17 protein-coding genes are annotated in these 20,525 nt (G+C 42.7%); 6 read left to right on the top strand and 11 right to left on the bottom strand.

Features of this window, described 5'->3' with window-relative positions; genetic code table 11:
* The first annotated feature begins 163 nt into the window (after positions 1–163).
* From P0M11_RS02175 to P0M11_RS02150, 6 genes are all read left to right on the top strand, one after another.
* A complete protein-coding gene (locus P0M11_RS02175; protein ID WP_275624246.1) occupies positions 164–2,014 on the top strand; it encodes an AraC family transcriptional regulator in 1,851 nt (616 codons plus the stop codon).
* A 1,502-nt stretch (positions 2,015–3,516) separates the two neighbouring features.
* The gene (locus tag P0M11_RS02170; protein ID WP_275624245.1) at positions 3,517–3,741 is read left to right on the top strand and encodes a hypothetical protein; all 225 of its coding nucleotides are present in this window, start codon (positions 3,517–3,519) and stop codon (positions 3,739–3,741) included.
* 166 nt (positions 3,742–3,907) lie between these two features.
* A complete protein-coding gene (locus P0M11_RS02165; RefSeq protein WP_275624244.1) occupies positions 3,908–5,419 on the top strand; it encodes a MauE/DoxX family redox-associated membrane protein in 1,512 nt (503 codons plus the stop codon).
* A gap of 24 nt (positions 5,420–5,443) precedes the next feature.
* A complete protein-coding gene (locus P0M11_RS02160) occupies positions 5,444–5,707 on the top strand; it encodes a DUF6520 family protein (RefSeq protein ID WP_275624243.1) in 264 nt (87 codons plus the stop codon).
* Between the two features lie 919 nt (positions 5,708–6,626).
* A complete protein-coding gene (locus P0M11_RS02155; RefSeq protein WP_275624242.1) occupies positions 6,627–6,878 on the top strand; it encodes a helix-turn-helix transcriptional regulator in 252 nt (83 codons plus the stop codon).
* 107 nt (positions 6,879–6,985) lie between these two features.
* Entirely contained in the window at positions 6,986–7,120 is a 135-nt protein-coding gene (locus P0M11_RS02150) for a hypothetical protein (protein WP_275624241.1), read from the top strand.
* A gap of 45 nt (positions 7,121–7,165) precedes the next feature.
* On the opposite strand, the gene P0M11_RS02145 is transcribed toward P0M11_RS02150, so the two are convergent.
* The 11 genes from P0M11_RS02145 to P0M11_RS02095 all read right to left on the bottom strand — a co-directional run bounded on the left by P0M11_RS02145 (position 7,166) and on the right by P0M11_RS02095 (position 20,523).
* Positions 7,166–7,753, bottom strand: coding sequence for an acetyltransferase (locus P0M11_RS02145; RefSeq protein WP_275624240.1), 588 nt, complete (start codon positions 7,751–7,753; stop codon positions 7,166–7,168).
* On the bottom strand, positions 7,750–8,358 hold the full coding sequence (locus P0M11_RS02140) for a sugar transferase (RefSeq protein WP_275624239.1): 609 nt from the start codon (positions 8,356–8,358) through the stop codon (positions 7,750–7,752). Before P0M11_RS02140 ends, P0M11_RS02145 begins: the two co-directional genes overlap by 4 nt.
* Positions 8,359–8,618: 260 nt before the next feature.
* Positions 8,619–9,833, bottom strand: a complete 1,215-nt coding sequence (locus P0M11_RS02135) for a glycosyltransferase family 4 protein (RefSeq protein WP_275624238.1) — start codon at positions 9,831–9,833, stop codon at positions 8,619–8,621.
* A gap of 109 nt (positions 9,834–9,942) precedes the next feature.
* Positions 9,943–11,841: an asparagine synthase (glutamine-hydrolyzing) gene (asnB, locus tag P0M11_RS02130; protein ID WP_275624237.1), complete on the bottom strand. Its 1,899-nt coding sequence runs from the start codon at positions 11,839–11,841 to the stop codon at positions 9,943–9,945.
* 6 nt (positions 11,842–11,847) lie between these two features.
* Entirely contained in the window at positions 11,848–13,020 is a 1,173-nt protein-coding gene (locus tag P0M11_RS02125) for a hypothetical protein (protein ID WP_275624236.1), read from the bottom strand.
* On the bottom strand, positions 13,017–14,042 hold the full coding sequence (locus P0M11_RS02120) for an acyltransferase (RefSeq protein WP_275624235.1): 1,026 nt from the start codon (positions 14,040–14,042) through the stop codon (positions 13,017–13,019). Before P0M11_RS02120 ends, P0M11_RS02125 begins: the two co-directional genes overlap by 4 nt.
* Entirely contained in the window at positions 14,042–15,106 is a 1,065-nt protein-coding gene (locus P0M11_RS02115; RefSeq protein ID WP_275624234.1) for a glycosyltransferase family 4 protein, read from the bottom strand. Before P0M11_RS02115 ends, P0M11_RS02120 begins: the two co-directional genes overlap by 1 nt.
* Entirely contained in the window at positions 15,103–16,272 is a 1,170-nt protein-coding gene (locus tag P0M11_RS02110; protein WP_275624233.1) for a hypothetical protein, read from the bottom strand. Before P0M11_RS02110 ends, P0M11_RS02115 begins: the two co-directional genes overlap by 4 nt.
* Positions 16,262–18,130 carry an asparagine synthase (glutamine-hydrolyzing) gene (gene asnB / locus P0M11_RS02105; protein ID WP_275624232.1) on the bottom strand — a complete coding sequence of 623 codons (1,869 nt, stop codon included), beginning with the start codon at positions 18,128–18,130 and terminating at the stop codon, positions 16,262–16,264. Before asnB (P0M11_RS02105) ends, P0M11_RS02110 begins: the two co-directional genes overlap by 11 nt.
* Positions 18,130–19,245, bottom strand: a complete 1,116-nt coding sequence (locus P0M11_RS02100) for a glycosyltransferase family 4 protein (RefSeq protein ID WP_275624231.1) — start codon at positions 19,243–19,245, stop codon at positions 18,130–18,132. Before P0M11_RS02100 ends, asnB (P0M11_RS02105) begins: the two co-directional genes overlap by 1 nt.
* A 78-nt stretch (positions 19,246–19,323) precedes the next feature.
* Positions 19,324–20,523: a hypothetical protein gene (locus tag P0M11_RS02095; RefSeq protein ID WP_275624230.1), complete on the bottom strand. Its 1,200-nt coding sequence runs from the start codon at positions 20,521–20,523 to the stop codon at positions 19,324–19,326.
* Positions 20,524–20,525 lie beyond the last annotated feature (2 nt).

Here is a 20,525-nt window from a genome sequence, read left to right as displayed (position 1 = left end):
AAAATAGTTAGCCTTTTCCAGCGGTATTATTATAAAAAATAACGGTATTTTCTTAAAAAATGCAGGTATTTCAATAAAAATTCAATTTTAAATATTCACCGTAAAACGCTGTAAATCCGAAGTTTTTTATATATTTACCGTTGTAACCTAGCGTACACCTCCTTTGAAAACATCAGTTAATACATTCCGTCTGCTTTTGTGGATAGCCATTTTTATTGCTGCCCTGTATTCACCTTTGTACTATGGTCAAAATGTGGCACTAGCTGCAGAAACCAGATATGAAACTCTTGAAACGAAAATTCGTAATCTGAAAAATGACCCTCAAAAAGTCCTTCCATCAATTGAACTCTATTCGCAGAAAGCTAAACTGGATAAGGATCGCGAAAGAAGTTACCGCGCGTATGTACTAGGCACTCTATATGGAGAAAACAGGATTAAGCATGCCTATGCGGACAGTATGCTTTACGTTGCCGCTCAAATTGGTCAACCTCATATCATTGGCGACGCATTAATGACTAATGGAATGCTGCACGAGCTTAATGAAAATTACAATGTGGCACTCTCCAGTTATGTAAATGCCCAAAAGAATCTGTCAGAAAAGGAGACTCCCTATCTTGCGAACGTTCTTAATTTAAATATTGCTAGGATCAGAAATTACTTGGGTCAGAATGCCGAAGCAAAACTACAACTCAGTGAAGCTGTACAATTTTTCAGGAAGAATCATGGTGTTGTGGAACATACTGATTATAGGGATTACTATATTCATTCCTTAATCGCCCTTCTCGACACTCAGTCAAAACTCGGCGAATTTGAAGATAATGAGAAACTTGTTGCGGAAGGGGTCTCCTTTATTGAAAAAGAAAAGCTGCCGCAGTTCAGGCCCTACTTCGTGGGCTCAGAAGGTATCGATGCTTATTACCGTAAAAATTACCCCCTGGCCATCAGCAAACTGAACCATGCCCTTAGCCTCTACAATGACAACTGGAAGCACCTTACCGAGAAATTCTACCTCGGCATGAGCTATTATAAGGCCGGCAAACATCCGGAGGCGCTTAAATACCTCAATATGCTGGACGAGGAATTCCGGAAAACCGGTAAGATAGACCCGCAGTTCAGACCCGCCTTCGAGACCCTGTATGAATATCATAAGAACACTGGTAATGTGCAGAAACAGCTGGAATATGTAAATAAACTGCTCCAGATCAACACCCTTTACGAAAAAAACTATAAGGAACTGTTTCAGCAGCTCAGCAGCCGCTACGACAATAAAGTCCTGCAGGAGGAAAAGGAACAGCTGCAGAACCGGCTGGTTACAGACCGCATACAGTCGGGGATTATAAGTGGGGCTTCCCTTCTAATTGCCTTCGTCTCCCTGTTCATTGCCCTGCGCTACTACCGCCGCCGAAACTATTATAAGAAACTCTACGAAGCGTTTTCAGCCATACCGCAATCCGGGCTGGAGGCCGATGGGGATACAGACAGCGAAAGAGAGCGTTTTCAGGAAGATGAGTTCCCCGTGAATGAAAAGCTGTCGGATGATGAAATTTTTGTAGCCCCGGCGCCAACTGATGAAATTCTGCCGGAAAACGAAGCGGAGGCGGTGAATTCCGAACCCGTGCAGCAGGGCACGCGCAACGGCGGTGGCCTAAATCCGATGCTTGTAGATCAGATCATGGACCGACTCCGGCAGTTCGAGCACGATAAGGGGTATATGAAAAGGAATCTTACCCTCACTGCCCTGGCTTCGTACTGCGGCACCAACAGTACATACTTGTCCAAGGTCCTGAACCAGAACATGGGTCTGGGCTTCAATGGCTATCTCAATTCTCTCCGTCTGAATGAAGTGATACAGATGTGGAAAACCAAGCCCCGGACACGCCAGCTCAGCATACAGGACACCGCCAACAAACTCGGCTACAGCACAGCCCAGAGTTTCTCCAAGAACTTCCAGGAACGCTACCACATCTCCCCTACCTACTTCCTGAAAAGACTGAATGATGATGAACCGATTTAGGCGGTTGGCGTATGGCTGATGGCTGATGGCTGCAGGCTTTACGCAATAGGCAATAGGCTTTAAGCTATTTTTGCCTCAACTCCTGTACTGCACCCTCAAACCTCATAACCTTTTAACTTCTTAACCTCTTAACCTTAACCTTAACCTTAATTTTGGCTATTGGCTATACGCTTTAAGCTTTACGCCTTACCGGTTTCCCAAATATGGGCTGCTGGATGTATGCTATATGCTGTAAGCTTTAGGCTATAGGTCTAAGCAACTTCTGCCTCAACCTCAACCTCAACCTCAACCTTAGCCTACTCCTGGCTCTTTCCTCTTTTCCTCAAAAAGTCTGACATCTGACATCTTATATCTGATATCTAACCTCCCGGTAACTTTTTACTTTATACTTGGCTCTTGGCTCCTGGCTCTTGAATCTTAACCTTAACTCATGGCTCTCTGCATTCAGCTCTCAGCTAACCACAAAGTTCACAAAGACTTTCCCAAGGAACACCACGAAAGCCGCAGAAAATCTCTGCGGTCGTGTCATCCCGCAGGGATCTCTTCCGCCTACAGCGGAGGCCTTTTGCCTTGGTTCTTGGTCTTGACTCATAAAAAGTCACATCTCACATCTCACATCTGACATTTTGCTTTCATCCAACCGCTCTGTCATCCCGTCGAAGACGGGACCTCTTCCGACACCGTCGGAAGCCCCTAAACCTTATCCTTAACCTCTCCCTCAAACCGACCTAGGAGATTTTTGCGCTAAGAAAAACCCTGAATTTCTTAGTTCACACCCGTATAAATGATAACCATCGAAAAATTTACATTGTTCGAAGCGCGACACGAATCGTATATCATCCACCTAAACACGTTTTCGCGCAATCCGCGATAGCGGATCGCCGATTCTCCTAAAAATAAAATACTTCAGAGGCAATTTTGTAAATTTTCTAAAAAAAAATTTAGGGTTTTTTAGCAAAATAATCCAGTCTTGACCTTTTTGGTTACTTTTTGTGTCAAGACAAAAAGTAACATATGAAAATCCTATCTCAAATTCCTTAACCTCAACCTCAACCTCAAACTGACCTAGAAGATTTTTGCGCTAAGAAAAACCCTGAATTTCTTAGTTCACACCCGTATAAATGATAACCATCGAAAAATTTACATTGTTCGAAGCGCGACACGAATCGTATATCATCCACCTAAACACGTTTTCGCGCAAGTTTGTAAATTTTCTAAAAAGAAATTTAGGGTTTTTTAGCAAAATGATTCAGTCTTGACCTTTTTGGTTACTTTTTGTGTCAAGACAAAAAGTGACATATGAAAATCCTATCTCAAATTCCTTAACCTTAACCTTAACCTCAACCTTAACCTCGATAACGCCTGCATCATTTCTTAAACTGCATCATAAATCCCCCTGTTCCGCTCCATCAAACACTTGCGGCACACCAAACACCCTCATAACTTCGTCCTCAGAATTCTATTAAAACCGGCCGGGATATTAATCATTAAAACTTTCAAAAATGAAAACATCCCAAATAATCCTCTTCGCAGGAACTCTGATTGTAATGCTTCTCTCCTCATGTCGTGAAGCGGAAGACCATCTGGAACCCATTCAAATCGAATCAGCGTCCATGGGGCCTGGTGATACCGACATGGAGCCAAAAGATCCCCCTAAGGATCCGCCTAAAGACCGTGACAACTGGCGTCAGCAAATTAATAACGTTGGGCTGAGCCATGCGGAATAAGGCGGTCATACTGGAATCAGGGCAGATATGTACTGCCGGCGGAATGTATAAAGTGGTCGGTCCTGTAACTACGTTACGGCCCGTCACAGCGGGACACATAATGCCCGGATATTGTGGTCACCCTGTACGTTGGGTGTTACTTTACAAATGTTAATGAAATATAGTAATGAGAAAGATCAACAAATACCTGCCCCAGGCTGCAAGTTGGTTCTTTATCCTGCTTTTCATTTATGCAGGAGTAAGCAAGATGCTGGATTTCGAGAACTTCCGGATACATATCGGGAAATCGCCGCTGCTGAGCGCCTGGGCAGGATTTGTCTCGTACGCCGTGATCGCTGTGGAACTGCTGATTTGCGGGCTTCTGGTTTACCGGCGGACGCAGCTGGCAGGGCTGTATGCATCATTTACCTTGATGGTGGCCTTCACGGTATATATCTGGCTGATCCTTAATTTCAGTGATTTTGTACCGTGCTCCTGCGGGTGCATCCTGGAGGAGCTGGGGTGGACAGAGCACCTGCTTTTTAATATTGCGTGTGTGGTGTTAGCCGCTGCCGCGATATGGATTACCGAGCGGGACCGTTTGAGGCTGAAAGGCAGCATCCTGACGTACCTGGGCGTACTGTTGGCGGCAGCCTTTGGCCTGTTGGTCGTGCTGTTTTATTCTTCGGAACATATAATCAAAAAGGAGAACAATTTTACCAGACGCTTCCTGCAGAATCCGGTCACAGAAGTTTCTACAATGACCTTGGCAGCAAATCGCCCCTATTTTGCGGGGACAGACGGAGACAGAATCTTTACGGGAGACCTGGTCCGTCCTTTACTGCTCAGCAGTATCAGCGATGATCTGAAGCAACTTAAAACAATGCGGATCCTTCCTGAAAAATTGGTTGAAATGACCTTCCGGAATGTACGTGCAGAAATTTCAAAGGGACGATATTATTTGTTTGACGGAACCGTGCCCGTAATCTATTCAGCGAAACTGGATGATCCCGAAGCAAAAATAATCAGCAGAGGTGATGCCTACTTTACGCAACTGTCTGTACTGGATACCGCCAGGTTTGCCCTGCGCACCCAAAGCAGTCTTACCCACCGGTATGTTCTGGCACTACTCAACCTCAATACCGCTGCCAAAGTGCAGCTGTACGACCGGTTGCTGGAGCCGCAGACAGACGGTGTGTTTGATGTGGACGGTCTCTTGCAGGCCAATGATGAATCCGTGGTTTACACCTACCATTACAGAAACGTATTCCTGGTACTGGACCAAAATATGAATTTGAGGCAAAGATTAAATACCATTGATACGACCGGTCAGGCAAAGATCTCCGTAACGGTGCTGAAAGACGGCTCCAGGCGAATGGATGCACCCCCGTTAAAAGTGAATGAAAATTTTTCACTGCTGGGCCGGATACTCTTTAACCAAAGTAATTTACGCGGAAAAACTGAACCCCGTGGTACATGGAAAAACCACCTGGTCATTGATCTCTACCGTACCGATGTCCAACATTACCTGGGAAGCATGAAGATAAAGAAGATTAGTAAGGGACCATTGAACGGGTATATATTTACCCCGGATCACCTGTATATCCTGCAGGCGAATGAACTGAAAAAGTTCCGCTATACAGAAAAATTTAAAATACTGATCAAACAGGGAGAAGCCGAAAACCCTGACCAAGAGTAGGCACCAATTTTAAATTTTATTATTATGAAAAAGCTGATTTTGCCGGTTGCCCTTGTGGTAACAGCAGCAGGTGGCGCATTTGCTACCCAGGCCAACACCGCCAAAGACGCCACCACTGTACCGGCGTACCGTATGGATCCCGAATCCGGACTCTGCGTAAGTGCCGGTCAGGAATGCAGCACCATTGTTGGTCCTGTATGTACGTGGAATGTGGATAACGTTACTCCCCTCCACGACAGTCCGCTTAGCGCTACAGAATGTGGCCGGGAACTTTTCAAAATCCAGTAACTGAGAAAGGATGCCCACACGGGCATCCCTTTTAATTTATTCCATCTTGTCATCACTTGCTTGTCATTCCGTCGAAGACGGAACCTCTTCCGACACCGTCGGAAGCCACTGCTACACTGCTACACTGTTAAATTGTTACACTGCTACATTGTTAAAAATTGATCAACCTTCTGAAATCTGAGATCTGAGATCTGAAATATTGGCTCCTGGCTCTCGGCTCTCGGCTCTATCTGCTAACAACTTTGCCTCAACCTCAGCCTTAACCTCAGCCTCAGCCTTAACCTTAACCTCAACCTCAGCCTTAACCTTAACCTCAGCCTCAGCCTCAACCTTAACCTCAACCTTAACCTAAGCCTTAACCTCTCAAAAATCTGATATCTGATATCTGACATCTGACATCTGGCGTCTAAAACCTTTTGCCTCAGCCTTAACCTCAGCCTTAACCTCAGCCTCAACCTTAGTCTTAACATTAACTCTAGTACAGGCAGGAACCCACCAGCGTGAGTCCCTCACCTGCTACTAAAACAACTAACATGAATGTTCTGAAAATAAGCCCTTAGGGCCGCAGTGGCTGCGCAACCACTGTAAGTGTCGTAAATATGTATATAGAAAGCGGGCTTAGGAAATTGAGAAGGGTGCATAAAACAGCGTGGGTCTCAACATATCCACTCTGAGGTACTGGTATACCCTGCAACAGATAAGTGAGCCCACGCCTAGGTCGTGAGCTACTGTACTTATCGTCTCGTTGCTTTAAATTACCAGTTTTCAGAGCGAGAGTCTAAGCAATAGCTTCTATTAAATCGAAGTATCGCAAGTTACCTTAATGTAACTCTATACAAATATAAATAAAAAAATTTACTGTGGTGTTATTAACCTACATTTTTTTCTGCTAATGTGCTCAAATTGCCAAAAAACTAGCATGAGTGAGAAGTTGGAATTCCAAAAGGCTGTAGGTTTACAGATAGAAAAGTTTAGAAACCAGCAAGGACTAAGCTATAGGCAATTGGCGCAGCGATGCGAAGTGGATCACAGTAATATTAGTAAAATGGAAAAAGGTGAAATTGATATGCGAATTTCAACGCTAATGGAGATAGCTAAGGGTCTTTCTATTCATCCTACGGAATTATTAAATTTTGAATTTGACATCACCGCATCCGAAATTGAAGAGTAAGGTGGCTCCGTGTAGTGTAATAGCCAGGTGCGTCCCCTTGAAATCGAACCTATATTTCCATTGCCGTTTAAGTCTTGGAATTCTGCTGCAAAAGATGAAACTGCCATATGATCCTTAGCATGGACCAGAGCAACTTTCACAAAACCCTCAACGATATCGGTAACCGCAAAATCGGCCGCACCAAATTGCTCACCAGCCTCCAGCCAAAACTACACTCCCAGTTCGAATCCACCGACGCCTGATATCCGCACTCCCATATCACATCAACAAATCATCACATCACCTCATCAAACAACCCTTCCCGGATTACCCACTACCGTCACGCCGTCCGGTACATCCCGTATAATCACAGCGCCTGCTCCAACAGTTACCCACTTCCCGATGGTAATTCCCTGGATTACCACTGCACCGATACCAATATGGCTTCCCTCACCTATGGTGACATTCCCGGCCACGGCGGCGTTGGGTGAAACATGTACATAATCTTCCAGCACACAGTCGTGCTCGATCACCGCACCCGTATTTATAATGCAGTGCTTTCCTATGGAAGCTTCCGGATTAATGACTGCATTTGCCATAACTACGGTGCCCGCACCTACTCTGGCATAACAGGAAACCATACTGCTGGGATGGACCGCGGCCACATACTGCAATAACCTGGATTCTGCAATCTTTTTGCGGACCCGGTTATTCCCTACAGCGATAACGGCTTCGCTTTCTTCTGATGCCTGTTGCCCGTCATCAAGGCTTACGGGCACACCAAACAGCTCCGACACAGGCGGATTAGCGTCCAGAATTTCATCGACCTTCAGGTTATTCTGTATAAGAATATCCAGAATCACCTTAGCATGTCCGCCGGCTCCAATCAGTATCATAGGGCACTTCCTTTAAAACGTTCTGCCGTAGCCTGCCCTTCTGCACTGATGCCTTCGGATTTAAACACTTTCCGAACGGTCATAATTATTATTTTAAAGTCCAGTCCAAAACTCAGATGATCTACATACCACACATCCATTTTAAACTTATCCTCCCAACTGATGGCGTTGCGACCGTTTACCTGCGCCCAACCGGTGATCCCCGGTCTTACCTCATGCCGCCTGGCCTGTTCCGGGCTGTATAATGGTAAATATTCCGGCAGCAACGGCCTCGGTCCTATAAGCGACATATCGCCCTTCAGCACATTGATAAGTTGTGGAATCTCGTCCAGTGAAGTTTTACGAACAAAAGTACCAATAGGTGTCAGCCGGTCCGCATCAGGAAGCAGGTTGCCCTGGGTATCTCTTCCGTCCGTCATGGTCTTGAATTTAACGATCTTAAAGATTCGTCCGTCCTTGCCGGGTCTCCGCTGGAAGAAGAAGGGCCTGCCGCCGTTGGCAAAAGCAAGTCCTGCTGTCACAATTAAAAAGACCGGACTTAAAACCACAAGCCCCACCAGCGCGGCTACGAAGTCAATAATTCGTTTTATATAATTCCTGTACACTCTTATTATTTTATAGTTTCAATAATCCATCCATTGCTCCAATGTTACATTGTTACATTACTTCATTGTTACATTGATAAACAGTCTGAAATCTGATATCTGACCTCTAGCGTCTAAATCATTTGCCTTAGCTCTTGATCCTTTATTTTTTCGTATCTAATCACAGAGCACACAAAGCCTTCTCACAGAACACAACGTTAAAATCCAAAATCCATCATTCAAAATTCAAAATTGAAAATCTGATATCTGACATCTGGCGTCTAAATCTTTTGCCTTCGCTCCTTAAGAATTGGCACCATCGCCCTGTACTCCTCCAGCAATGCCTCCCACACCACCTGCTGTTCATAACGGGCAGTGATCATCGGCCTGGCATTCTTTTTCAATCTCATTCGCCATTCCTCATCTTGCAGCATCGTCTTCATTGCTTCATATAGTGCCTCGGTATCTTTTGTGGGAATGATAGTACCGTTCACTCCTTCCTCCACAATTTCATTACATCCGTTGATATCTGTTACAATAGCCGGCAATCCCATTGCTCCGGCCTGCATCACCACATTGGGAAAACCTTCGCGGTAACTCGGAAAAACCAGTGCGTTACTGACAGCAAAGTAAGGTCTCACATCATTCTGATAACCCGTCATAATGATATGGGAATTATTTTCTATTTCTTCAAGTGTCTCTGCTTGTAGCGGGTCCAATTCTGTTTCTAATGGACCTACCAAAAGCAGTTTGACTGAAGGCAAGTCTTCGTTATGTTCTGGCTCTGAATCGGATTTTTCTGAATCTGAAACAAGCTTTTTAAACGCCGCCACTAACTCATTTATTCCTTTATCACCCACAAGACGCCCTACAAATACAAATACAAAAACCTGTGGTTTTAATAGCAATTCGTTACGTAACATGTCACATTTGCGCTCGGTGAAAACATCAGGGGAAAAGAAGGCAGTATCAATCCCATTGGAGGATCCGTTACCAATAACCTTTAGCTTTCCGGTAGGGGCATACTGATGCATAACGATAAAATCATAAAGGCCTTTTGAATTGGGATATACTTTCGTCGCACTCGCATAAGTCATTTTCTCTACCAGATCCAGTACCATTCTTTTTGCTCCGGAGGCTTCCATAAGCGGCATCCCGGCTACAGTATGCAGCCGGTTTGGCACACCAGCCAGCTTTGCCGCTAGCATGCCCACAATTCCGGCTTTAGGGGTATGGGTATGAACAATCTGTGGCTTCTCCCTTCTTAAATAGCCGTACAACTTCCATAATGCTTTTAGGTCCTGCAGAGGTGTAATTTCCCGCGTCATTTCTAGATGGAAATACTTCACTCCGTATTTTTGTGCTACGCGTGCCAGTTCTTTTTCGTCTGCAGAAATTGCGGTAACATCTAAACAATTGTTCATAAAAGTAAGCTGACGGCCTAATAATTTATCTAGGGACAACGGAACAGTAGTGATGCGGATAAGTTTTGGCATAAGTTAATTGCTGATAATGATAGTGCACTTTAAACAGCAGCTGGAATAACGGGTAGAACCACAATTTCTTACTTATATTTCCATCTTTCTAAAGTTGGCCATACGTAATTTAAAAAATATTCAGGTAAGTGTTACGGTACCACTTCTGGAAACAGAAGTAGGTCCAGACTTGAAATGTTCGGTCAAACTTTCCGGAGATATGATCACGTACCAGCGTCTCAATCTCAGTGGTATTAAAGATTCCCTGTTCGCGGAGGAAGGTGTCATCGGTGTAACTCAGGAGCTCTTCTTTCAGATGTTCACGCAGCCAGTCGCCCACGGGCACGCCAAAGCCCTTTTTGGAAAGATCTAGGAAGCGATCCGGAAAATGCTCTTTAAATGATTCCTTCAGGAGGTACTTCTTACTGTTACCATTCAAAAGGTACTTTTCGGGAAGGGTGTTGTTGTACTCCCAGATCTTTCTGTTCAGGAAGGGTGCCCTGCATTCCAGGGAAGTCAGCATGCTGGTTCGGTCCACCTTTACGAGCATATCACCTTCAAGACTTATTAACTTGTCTATGGCCCGGAAGTCGGAGAGCGTTTTGCTGCGTTGTCCGGTTAGGTTTTTATAGTAGTCAAAGATGCTTTTTTTGTAAAATCCGGGGTTCAGGACGGTCATCAGTGCGCGGTCTGTGTATCCCAGGGAAATCATGTTGTAATAATAATCGTCCCCATAATCCACTGCGTTTATCATCTTAAGGGCCTTGAATTTCAGACCGCGGTCATCATCTGAAGTGCGGAGTAGTTTTCCGGCAGCGGACTTTATCAGACTGAACAGTGGTTTCGGCAGTACGGCCGTCATTTTGCTGTTGTATTTTCCTACCAGGTATTTGTTGTAACCGCCATACATCTCATCACCACCGTCTCCCGTAAGCGCTACGGTTACATGCTGTCGTGTCTTTAGTGCGACAAAATAAGAAGGGAGTGCCGATGAATCTGCAAAAGGTTCATCAAAATTGAGCAGGATCCGGTCGGTGTCGTTCCTGAGGTCTTGGGGTTTCAGGATAAACTCATGATGGTTGCTGCCGATCATTTTAGCTACGGTACGGGCTTTATCCGATTCATCAAAGGATTTTTTTTCAAAACCGATTGAAAAAGTCTCGACTTTCCGTTCGGCATGGCGGGACATCTCCAACGCAACAATGGAAGAATCAACCCCTCCGGAAAGAAAGGCCCCGAAAGGCACGTCCGAGATCATTCGGCTTCTGACACTTTCGGAAACGAGTTCCTGTGTACGTTTTTTAGCTTCTTCAAAACTGATATTCCGTTTTTCACCTGAAAACTTTTCAACTGAGATGGGATGAATCTGAATATCGAGATTTTTAGGATTAATTTCCATATAATGGTTGGCTTCCAGCTTATGGATGCCTTCGTATATGGTATACGGTGCGGGGATGTAGGTCAGCCGGAAATAAAGATTGAGGCCTTCTCGTGAAATCTCGGGCCTAGAACCGTATTCTATGATGAGCGATTTCAGTTCCGAGGCCCATATGATTTTATTTTCCTTGCGCGTGTAATACAGTGGCTTTTCACCAAAGAAATCCCTCGCAATAATGACTTTATTGATTTTCTTGTCATAAATACTGAAAGCGAACATGCCGTCGAGTCTGGAAAAGGAAGCCACGCCATATTTATCATACATACGGAGGATCACTTCCGTATCAGAATGTGTTCTAAAAACCACTCCTTCGTCAATAAGTTCCTTTCTGAGTTCGGGAAAATTATAGATTTCTCCGTTGAAAACGATCACGATTTTTTTATCATCCGAAAACATGGGCTGGTTCCCTGTACTCAAATCAATGACGGCAAGGCGGCGCATGCCGAAAGCAATACTCCCGAAGTCATTTGATTCATGAAACACCCCATCGTCATCGGGTCCGCGGTGGATAATGCGGTCATTCATCCTGCCGATTTTGGTGGACAGGGTCTCGTTGTTTGTGTTTATGATAATTCCGTTAATTCCACACATATATGATTATTTTGGTTCGGCAACTGCTGATCTTGAGTATTTGTTCTTGATCTGATAAGAATAACACCACATAAAATAAAGAAGCATGCCTGGGAGAAACATGTTCCGCATGCGGATCATCACGCCCAGATTCCCTAATGATGGTGCAAAAGCTAGAACTCCTACAGCCAGGAAAACAAAAAGTCCTTTGAGTACAAAAGGTGCCTTTCTAAAAGTTTCTAATGGCCTGTAAATAAATGCTTTAATTGTGAGAAAAACAAGAAGCAGATTTTCAATTGATGCAATAAGGCCAGCAATACTACTGCTATCAAAGAAGAAGGGGCGGTATAAAAATGTTAAGACTTTTAATACATAAGGATATTCTGAGATATCAACAGCGGATCCTGCACCTTGTGCCAAATTTCCTGCCTGGCTGGCGGCACGTTTTGAAATAGCCTCAACCGACGTACTATCAACACTTACAAAAGTCATTACAGTAGGTAAGATAGCAACTGCTAATCCTAAAAAAATTGTCGAGAATATAATTTTCTTGGTTAATGGGATTCTGCCTCCAAAAACATAAGTTGATCCAAAAGCAAAAAGTAAAAACAAAGTAATATGAGGCCTTATTGCAAACGACAATGAAATACTTATAATAATAAATACCACTCTTTTAGCAGGATTTGTGAGTGCATATGCGAGCATTCCCACACAAAGAAAAAGAATAGTATCCTTGCCTACGCCTGCGCTCCAGAAATGTAGATTAGGTGAAAAGAATACCAAAGGAAATACTGCGAAGCCTAAAAATACTTTATTATAAGGAATGCTTAGTAGTGCGACTAGATAAAAAAAAGTCAAACCAATAAAGCCAAAAAGGGAATACAGCAAAGTGTTGGAAAGGTACGACATGCCCAACAGATTCGTAAATATGTAATTAAAGGCATTCATAAAGGACGTACCATCACCGTGTAAAAATTCATTTTTAAAAATCTCAAAGGTGTACGATTTTGGTATCTCCCAATATCCAAATGCATCACCTTCAATAAAAAAGCAGAAGTAGACGCCCGTCATTATATGGAAAATCCATAGCCACTGCAACATTTTTTTGTCATAAGGGGTCAACTTGTCTTTTAACAGATTTATAAATAAGAACCCCAGTATAAGAATTATAGGGATATATATAAAATCAAATAGCATCATATCTTCATTTGTTTTTTCAAAAATACCAGCAACTTTTTTTCAAATATTATATGATAAAAATAACTGGTTAAACAACAGAGCATAATTACAACGAAAAGTTCAAAAAGAAGCATTAACTGTATTGATTTTTTTGGTATAATTCGTACTAATACACTTTGAATTGGGTCATGAAGCAGATATAGTGAGTAACTGGAATTCCCAATAAGCATCATTATGTTTTTGGAATTTATTTTAAAATTCCAAAAACGCACACCCATAAAGACAAACAGGGATGCCGCCAAGGCAAAGAGGATATTTAAGGAAAATTCAAAAAATTGTATGTGGAAATATTTCAAGTAAGTAAACAAAAAAACGAACAGCAACGCAGAACCAAAAACATAGCGATATTTAAAAAATGTCAGTTTCTTGGCTAAATATGCTACCATTACTCCTAAAATAAATTCAAGATTATACCAATTAAAAACTATTTCAAAGATTTTGTAATGAGTATTTATTCCGAAAATGTTTATTAAAATAATGGATATAGTCCAAAGAGGCAGTAACCCTAAAAACAATTTCTTCGAAAGAAAATTCAAAAGAAATACACTGTAGAAAAACATTTCAAATGTCAGAGTCCAAGCTACCGACAATGCAGGATTTCCATGCGGTAAGAGTGTGAAGGATGTAATCCAACTTATTTCTCTGTCCGAATTGCTAAGACCGGGGAATATCATATAAATAATGAATATCCCTAGTCCCACAGGAAGATAAGGAACATAAATACGTAAAATCCTGTTTAGAATATATTTTTTACTGTATTTAGGATTATCTACATAATTTGCGGTAGTATAAGTGATGATAAAACCAGAAAGAACAAAGAAAAAATCCACTCCATATTTTCCAATTTCAACTATAAACTTTAAAAGCGGAATATCCAGATCATGGTAATACTCGAAAGAAATATATGTGTGATGTATAACTACCAACAGGGCAGCAATACCACGATAAATCTGTAAAATATCAAAATAGTTTTTTTTTTCCATCAGAATTTAAATTTCAGCGTTTCTAACCACTGGGCTGCTGTCTTTTGCAGGCAATATTTTTCCACTACCATTTTCCTTCCCTCCATTCCCATTTCAGTAAGACGATGCCGTTTTGAAAGAAAGTAAAGAAAGGCATTTTTCCATTCTTGGTCGCTATTAGCTATAAAACCATTGACCGAATGGCTGACAATCTCCGTGTTTGCCCCCACCCCCGAAGCAATTACGGGAATGCCGCTCGCCATATACTGAATGAGTTTATAACCACATTTTCCGCGTTCCCATGGAGTATCTTCCAAAGGCATGATGCCAACATCAAAAGCTCTTATGCTGGCAGCTTCTGAACTTTCAGTCCAGGGAATAAACTTTATTTCCAGAGTGGTATCAAGTTCTTCCTTAGCCCCCACCACATGCAGAACAATAGGATAAACTTTCGCAAGATCTTCCAGAAACGGTATAACAGTTTTCAGATATTTGAATGTGGAAAAGGTTCCGATCCATCCTACAATAAGCTTTTGGTTCATACCGGTAAAAAAATCTGATTTAACGTCGTAACGTTGCAGGTCAACTACTGTCGGAATTCTTATAACATGTGTTGCACCGGCATCTTTCGCCTTTCGCTCAAGATAGGCATTGCCTACCACAGTAAAGCTGCTTCCCTGCATTACTTTGTTTATTTTGTCACTTAAAAATTTTTTCACCAATATATTTGAACTCAAATCGTAATTGTGGAATATGGCATCATCATAGTCCACAATATACTTCACGCCTTTTTTACTTAACATGGTCTCAAACCATGCGGGCAAATAAGGGAAAAGTTCATATTCAATCACCACCAAACTGTCTTTGGGTAAAGAAAGCACTTTGAAAAAACGGCTAATATACGCTTTCAGGATTTGGGTGATGGATTTCCGGCCCTTGTAGAGATTTTCGAGATATTGATCGCCAAATAACGGAGATACTTCAACCTCAAATCCGTTTGCCATCAGCCATGGAAAATACTGATAACTTCGAAGACGGCTGCTGGCTCCCTTACGGGTATATTTTGTCAGAAAAATTACTTTCATATAAAAATCTGTTTATACAATTCCCGGTATTTCTCGACCCCTTTATCCAGGGAAAAAAAAACCTCTGCTATTTCCCTGCACTTTACTGATGTTTCCAACTTGCGCAAACCCTCGAATATTTCAGCGAAGTTATAATGGTCTATTTGTGTACTGTCCAGTATTTTACCGGCTCCCGATTCTGTAATCAGCTTTTCATGGTCACCTACCCCAGCATTGGTCAGCACCGGAATTCCGGACGCAAAAAACTCCCCAAGTTTGGTTGCAGCAGAAGCCCTTTTGGAAAAATAGGGATGAATGTAGAAAAGAGCAACCTCAATTTCCTTCAACCTTTCGGGCATTTCAGAAAAGGTTACTTTTTCAATCTGCACTTTTTCCAATGGAATGGCGTATTCTGTCAACTTAGTTTTTATAAAGTCATGCTGACCACTGTTGTATATGATAAATTTGTAATCCACTTGGGTTCCAATTGCTTTTAAAGTGGCGAGCGTTTTATCAAAATCATACCACCCTGAGGCCGTACCTACATACCCAATTCTTACCGCCCCTTCGTAAGACCGTTCGTGAAATCTAAAGCGGTGAGTGTCGGTACAGGTCGGTATGACCGATATGGGCGATATTTTGTCGCCATCTGGAAACAGTTCGTTATCCACAATGGTTCGCTTTCCTTCGTAGGAGAGTTTATTCACCGCTGCTGCATTTTGATACAGCTTTTTCTCAATCTTTTTAAGGGCTTTAAATACAAGACCGGTTCTGGAAATACTCCCTACATCAGCTCTTTCATCGAATTCGAAACCGCGGGTGTCAAAAAGGTAGTTCAGATGCAGCAGATTGGCGATCATCGCCGGGAAATAACTTCGGCAATGGGCATTTGTGATTTTATGTTTTTTGGAAACCGCATTCACTTTTTTCAGCAGCCTGAAAAAATTGGTCAGTTTGCCCATGCGGTCTGTTTTATATGGAACGGGATACCACAAGATACCGTGTGAGGAGAGTTTCTTCCTCAACCCTTCCATTTTCTCAGTGTCAGCAAAATCCTTTGGTTTTTCCAATGAAACAAGATGATATTCATAATTGTCGGACAGTTTATAGAGGTAGCTCAATACCTGGGAAGCGCCTAAAGGCTCATTCATGCCATTGTAACTGATATAGAGTATCTTAGTTTTCATTCATCATCCATTTTTGGTACCACATCTGGAACATAAGGAAATACCAGATCTTGACAGTCGTATTTGTTTTTCCGTTTCTGAACGCTTCAAGCATACGCTGTACCTCTTTATTGCTGAAAATGGCCTGGGCATCCAGAAAAGAATCAGAGAAATAATAATCCAGTTTCTGTTTAAGGTTATTGCGTAACCAGTCTTCCACCGGCGCGGCAAAACCCATTTTTGGTCTTTCCATTATTTCCTGCGGTACGAAATCATGCACAATATCCTTCAGGATAAACTTTTTCTTCCCGTTTCTTATCTTAAAATCATTGGGTAACTGTGCGGCAAATTCAATGACGTGCTGGTCCAACAGCGGTTCGCGGCCCTCAAGGCTGCTGCGCATCGTTGCCCGGTCAACTTTGGTGAGAATATCATCGAGGAGATAGGTTTTGTAGTCTATTGCCATAAACAGTCTGAGATCGTCATCAATAGAATCAAGGTCAGTTAGGAGGCTGCATTTTAAATCATTCACCTCATTTCTGAAAAAGCGGTCTGTTTCTCCTTTTACGTAAGGGTTGTTCAGCTGATTGGCGAGGGTGAATACATCAGGATTCCTCACCAGATCAAGAATTCGCTCCTGACTTTTAGGATTTTTAATGACGTTCTTAGCCAAAAAAGAAACAGGAAGGCCTATTTTTTTAAGCAGTCTGATTTGTTTCAGCTGTTTCAGCCGGTCATAGCGGTTGTAGCCTCCGAAGACCTCGTCTCCTCCGTCGGCGGACAATGCTACGGTCACCTTCTCACGGGCTACCTGGCTTACGAGCATGGTGGGTACCGCACTGGAATCGCCGAAGGGTTCGTCAAAGTGGAAGGGCAGGTCGTCAATAAGGTTAAACATTTCCTTTTCCGTAATATAATACTCCGTATGTTCGGTTCCGAGCCGAGATGCAATTTCCTTCGCAAATTTTGCCTCGTTGAGCCTTCGATCATCGACGCCAATGGTAAAGGTCTTGATTTTATCGGCTCTGTCCTGCTGCAGTAAGGCGGTAACCAGCGTACTGTCGTAGCCTCCACTAAGGAACACACCCACGGGGACGTCAGCGACCATCCTGTAATCGCAGGCTGTTTTCAGTATTTCTGAAGTTTTTATTTTGGCGGTTGCATAATCAATATCCAGAACGGGCTTCCGGTAAGCATCGGCCACATCCCAATACTTCACGGTTGAGGTGGTCCGCTTCGCAAGCTCAAAAGTTTCAATGCTCCCGGGAAGCTGTTTTCTCACCTTAAGAAAAATGGAATTTGGAGTCGGAATATACCCGTACTGTAAAAAACGCTTTACGGCATCCGGATTGAGTTCTTTTTTAAAAAGCGGGTGCTGGTGGAAAGATTTAATTTCGGAAGCCCACATAAGGATCTGTTCATTCTGATAGACGTGAAGGGGTTTTACGCCCGGACGGTCCCGTACGGTTATGATTTCCTTTTTTTGCCGGTCATAAATCAGATATGCAAACATTCCGATAAAACGGTTTACCGCCTCGGTGCCCCACTGCTCAAAACTGTGCAGGATGACTTCGGTATCCGATTGGGTGTCGAAATGATGACCCAAGTTAATAAGGTCATCTTTAATTTCCTGATAGTTGTAGATCTCGCCATTAAAAACGATTACCCAGTCTTTGTAGAACATGGGTTGGTTGGCGGTTGCGTGCAGGTCGATGATACTGAGCCGGCGGTGTCCCAGTCCCAGGGTGAAACCCTCCTCTTCCTGAAAGAAGTAGGATCCGGAATCGGGACCGCGGTGTGCAATCACATCGCACATCTTCACCAGGGTCTCCCGTGATGAGGTTTTACTGTAGTCTATAAATCCTGCAAATCCGCACATCAGTCCATTAATTTTTTATACAGTTCCATATGTTTTGCTGCGCTGCGCGCGATGTCAAATTTGCGCACTTTTTTCATCGCATTTTCTACTAATTCCTTCGCGAGCTCCCGGTTCTGCAAAAGTAAGCTAATTTTATCCTGCAGTTGCCCGGGGTTCCCGACCTCCACCAGTATGCCATCCACGCCCTCGTCTATAAAGTCTGGTATACCACCTGCGTTTGTAGCCACCATGGCTTTTCCCAGGGCCATACATTCCCCTATAATGGTAGGAAAACCTTCTGAGACGGAAGGGATCACGACCAGGTCGGCGTGACTGATCCAGCCAAACAGTTCCTGCTGTTTCAGACTTCCCAGGAGAAATACATTCTGAAGGCTCAAGTCCTTAATCATGTCCTCAATCTCCTCCCTTGCCGGCCCTTCACCCGCAAAGAAGAACCTCAGATTGTCATGCATTTTATTCAGTTCTACAACCGCCTCTACCAGATATTTGTGTCCCTTTTCTTTCACCAGACGGCCGGGGGTGATGATATTTATTGTTCCGTCCCGGTATTCTAAAGGCCGGGCAGCGGCTTCTGCCATCTGCTGTACCGCTGCCACTGGAAATCCATTATGCAACACCATTATATCATCAAGCTGTAAATGCTTGCGGAAAGATTCTTTCACAGCCGCACTTACGGCAAGCTTTGTGTTGAAGGTCTCCAGCATCATGCGGTCAGCCATTTTACGCAGCTTCTTTAGCGCAGATACCGCAGGATCGGCATCATAGCCCAAATTATGCAGCGTCACAACGGTCTTAAGGCGTGGCAATAAAAATTTCTTCAGGATACCGGTGTAGAAATGCGCAAAAAAAAGATGGGCATGCACGAAGTCATAATTATTGTTTTTTATGAGTTGTTTTAGCTGATGCAGAGCTGACACAAAATTCCATCGGAATTTAATATTAAACCGGTGCACCTTAATTCCCTGCTGCAAAAATTCGACAGCGAGCTCAGCCCCGTCAAACAGCGTTGCCACCTCGCAGGTATAGCCATTTTCCTGCAGCACAGGCAGTATGTTGAGCAGCACCCGTTCTGCTCCTCCGTTACCCAGGGATTCTATGACGAAAAGTATTTTCAATTTTTTATGTAAAATTTTCCTTGTTTACTGCAACTGATCATACAGATATGTTTTGTCGTTTAACTTACGTACGGGAAATTAGTTAGCAGAACGGGAAATTATTTTTTTTACCGCCTGGTGTAAAGGTGAATAATGTATTATATAAGGCTGTGCATCCCGGAGTCTAAAGGAAGCTTTTTCACTATAATTTAATAATCTGGATACAAAGCCGCTTACACCGTGAAACGTGTTCGTATAATTATAAACCTTATCTGAAATTTTTTGCAAATAAGAAGGGTCCGCAAACGCTTCTGAGAGGATTTCCTTTATTTCAAATCCGTCAAAATCTCCGAGATGTGATTCTATAAATTTTCCCAGACAAAAATTTTCTATTTCGTAACTCCATTTGTATTTGTAATTATCGGGAAATACGTTTTTTGAGGCATCAACGAGAATTACAGGAATCCCAATCTTGCCGTAGTCCAACAAGACGGTTCCCATACCAAATCCTATATCGGTTTCTGCTAAGAGAATCTCCGGCAAATCATTAGGATTTACTTTTTCTAAAACAGTTAGCTTAAAGTTTTTGTTACGAAAATGGTCTACATTAATGAACTGTTCCATATCATTAATGCTGTCCACAATTACGGTAAAATTTATTCTAAAATCGCGGCTTAATATAAGCAGGTCATCCAGGATTTTTTTAAGTGGCATCATCTTCCAGACTACACTTCTGCCTACATAACTTAACCTTATTTCCCCGGAAGCCAGAGATCCGGGTGCGTACTTATTTACAGCTGATCTTTTTATAGGAACCGGTAGAAAATATTTGTTGCGCATGGAATATCCTAATTTATTTTGCGCGTTGTTAATTCCCGTTTCGTCCATGAAGACCAGACTGTGCGATTCATCTAATTTGCTGACTAATCTACGACCTAAAAAACGCAGATTTAACCCAAATTTATAACGACTGATTTCCCCCAATAATTCATTCACATTATAATAAATGACTTTGGGATTAATTTTGAGAAATTTAGCAAAACATTCATCAAAACTTGTTAAGACAATAACGTCATCTGCTGACACGATGTCGCTTAAACTGGTCCAATTAAACTCCTCAATATCCAACAAGGGTACCTTTATGCCCTTGTTCTTTAACTGCTTATTTACAATTCCATCGGTATAGTTAAAAAAAATAAAATTAACATTTCTTTTCACCATTTCTTCAAATAGCGTTACATATAAGCTGGTAATACCACCAACGATATCTTTGTATTCGTAATAAAAAATAAATTTCATAT

Source organism: Kaistella sp. PBT33-4 (assembly GCF_029194425.1).
Taxonomy (GTDB): domain Bacteria; phylum Bacteroidota; class Bacteroidia; order Flavobacteriales; family Weeksellaceae; genus Marnyiella.
This window is presented reverse-complemented; position numbering and strand designations above follow the sequence as displayed.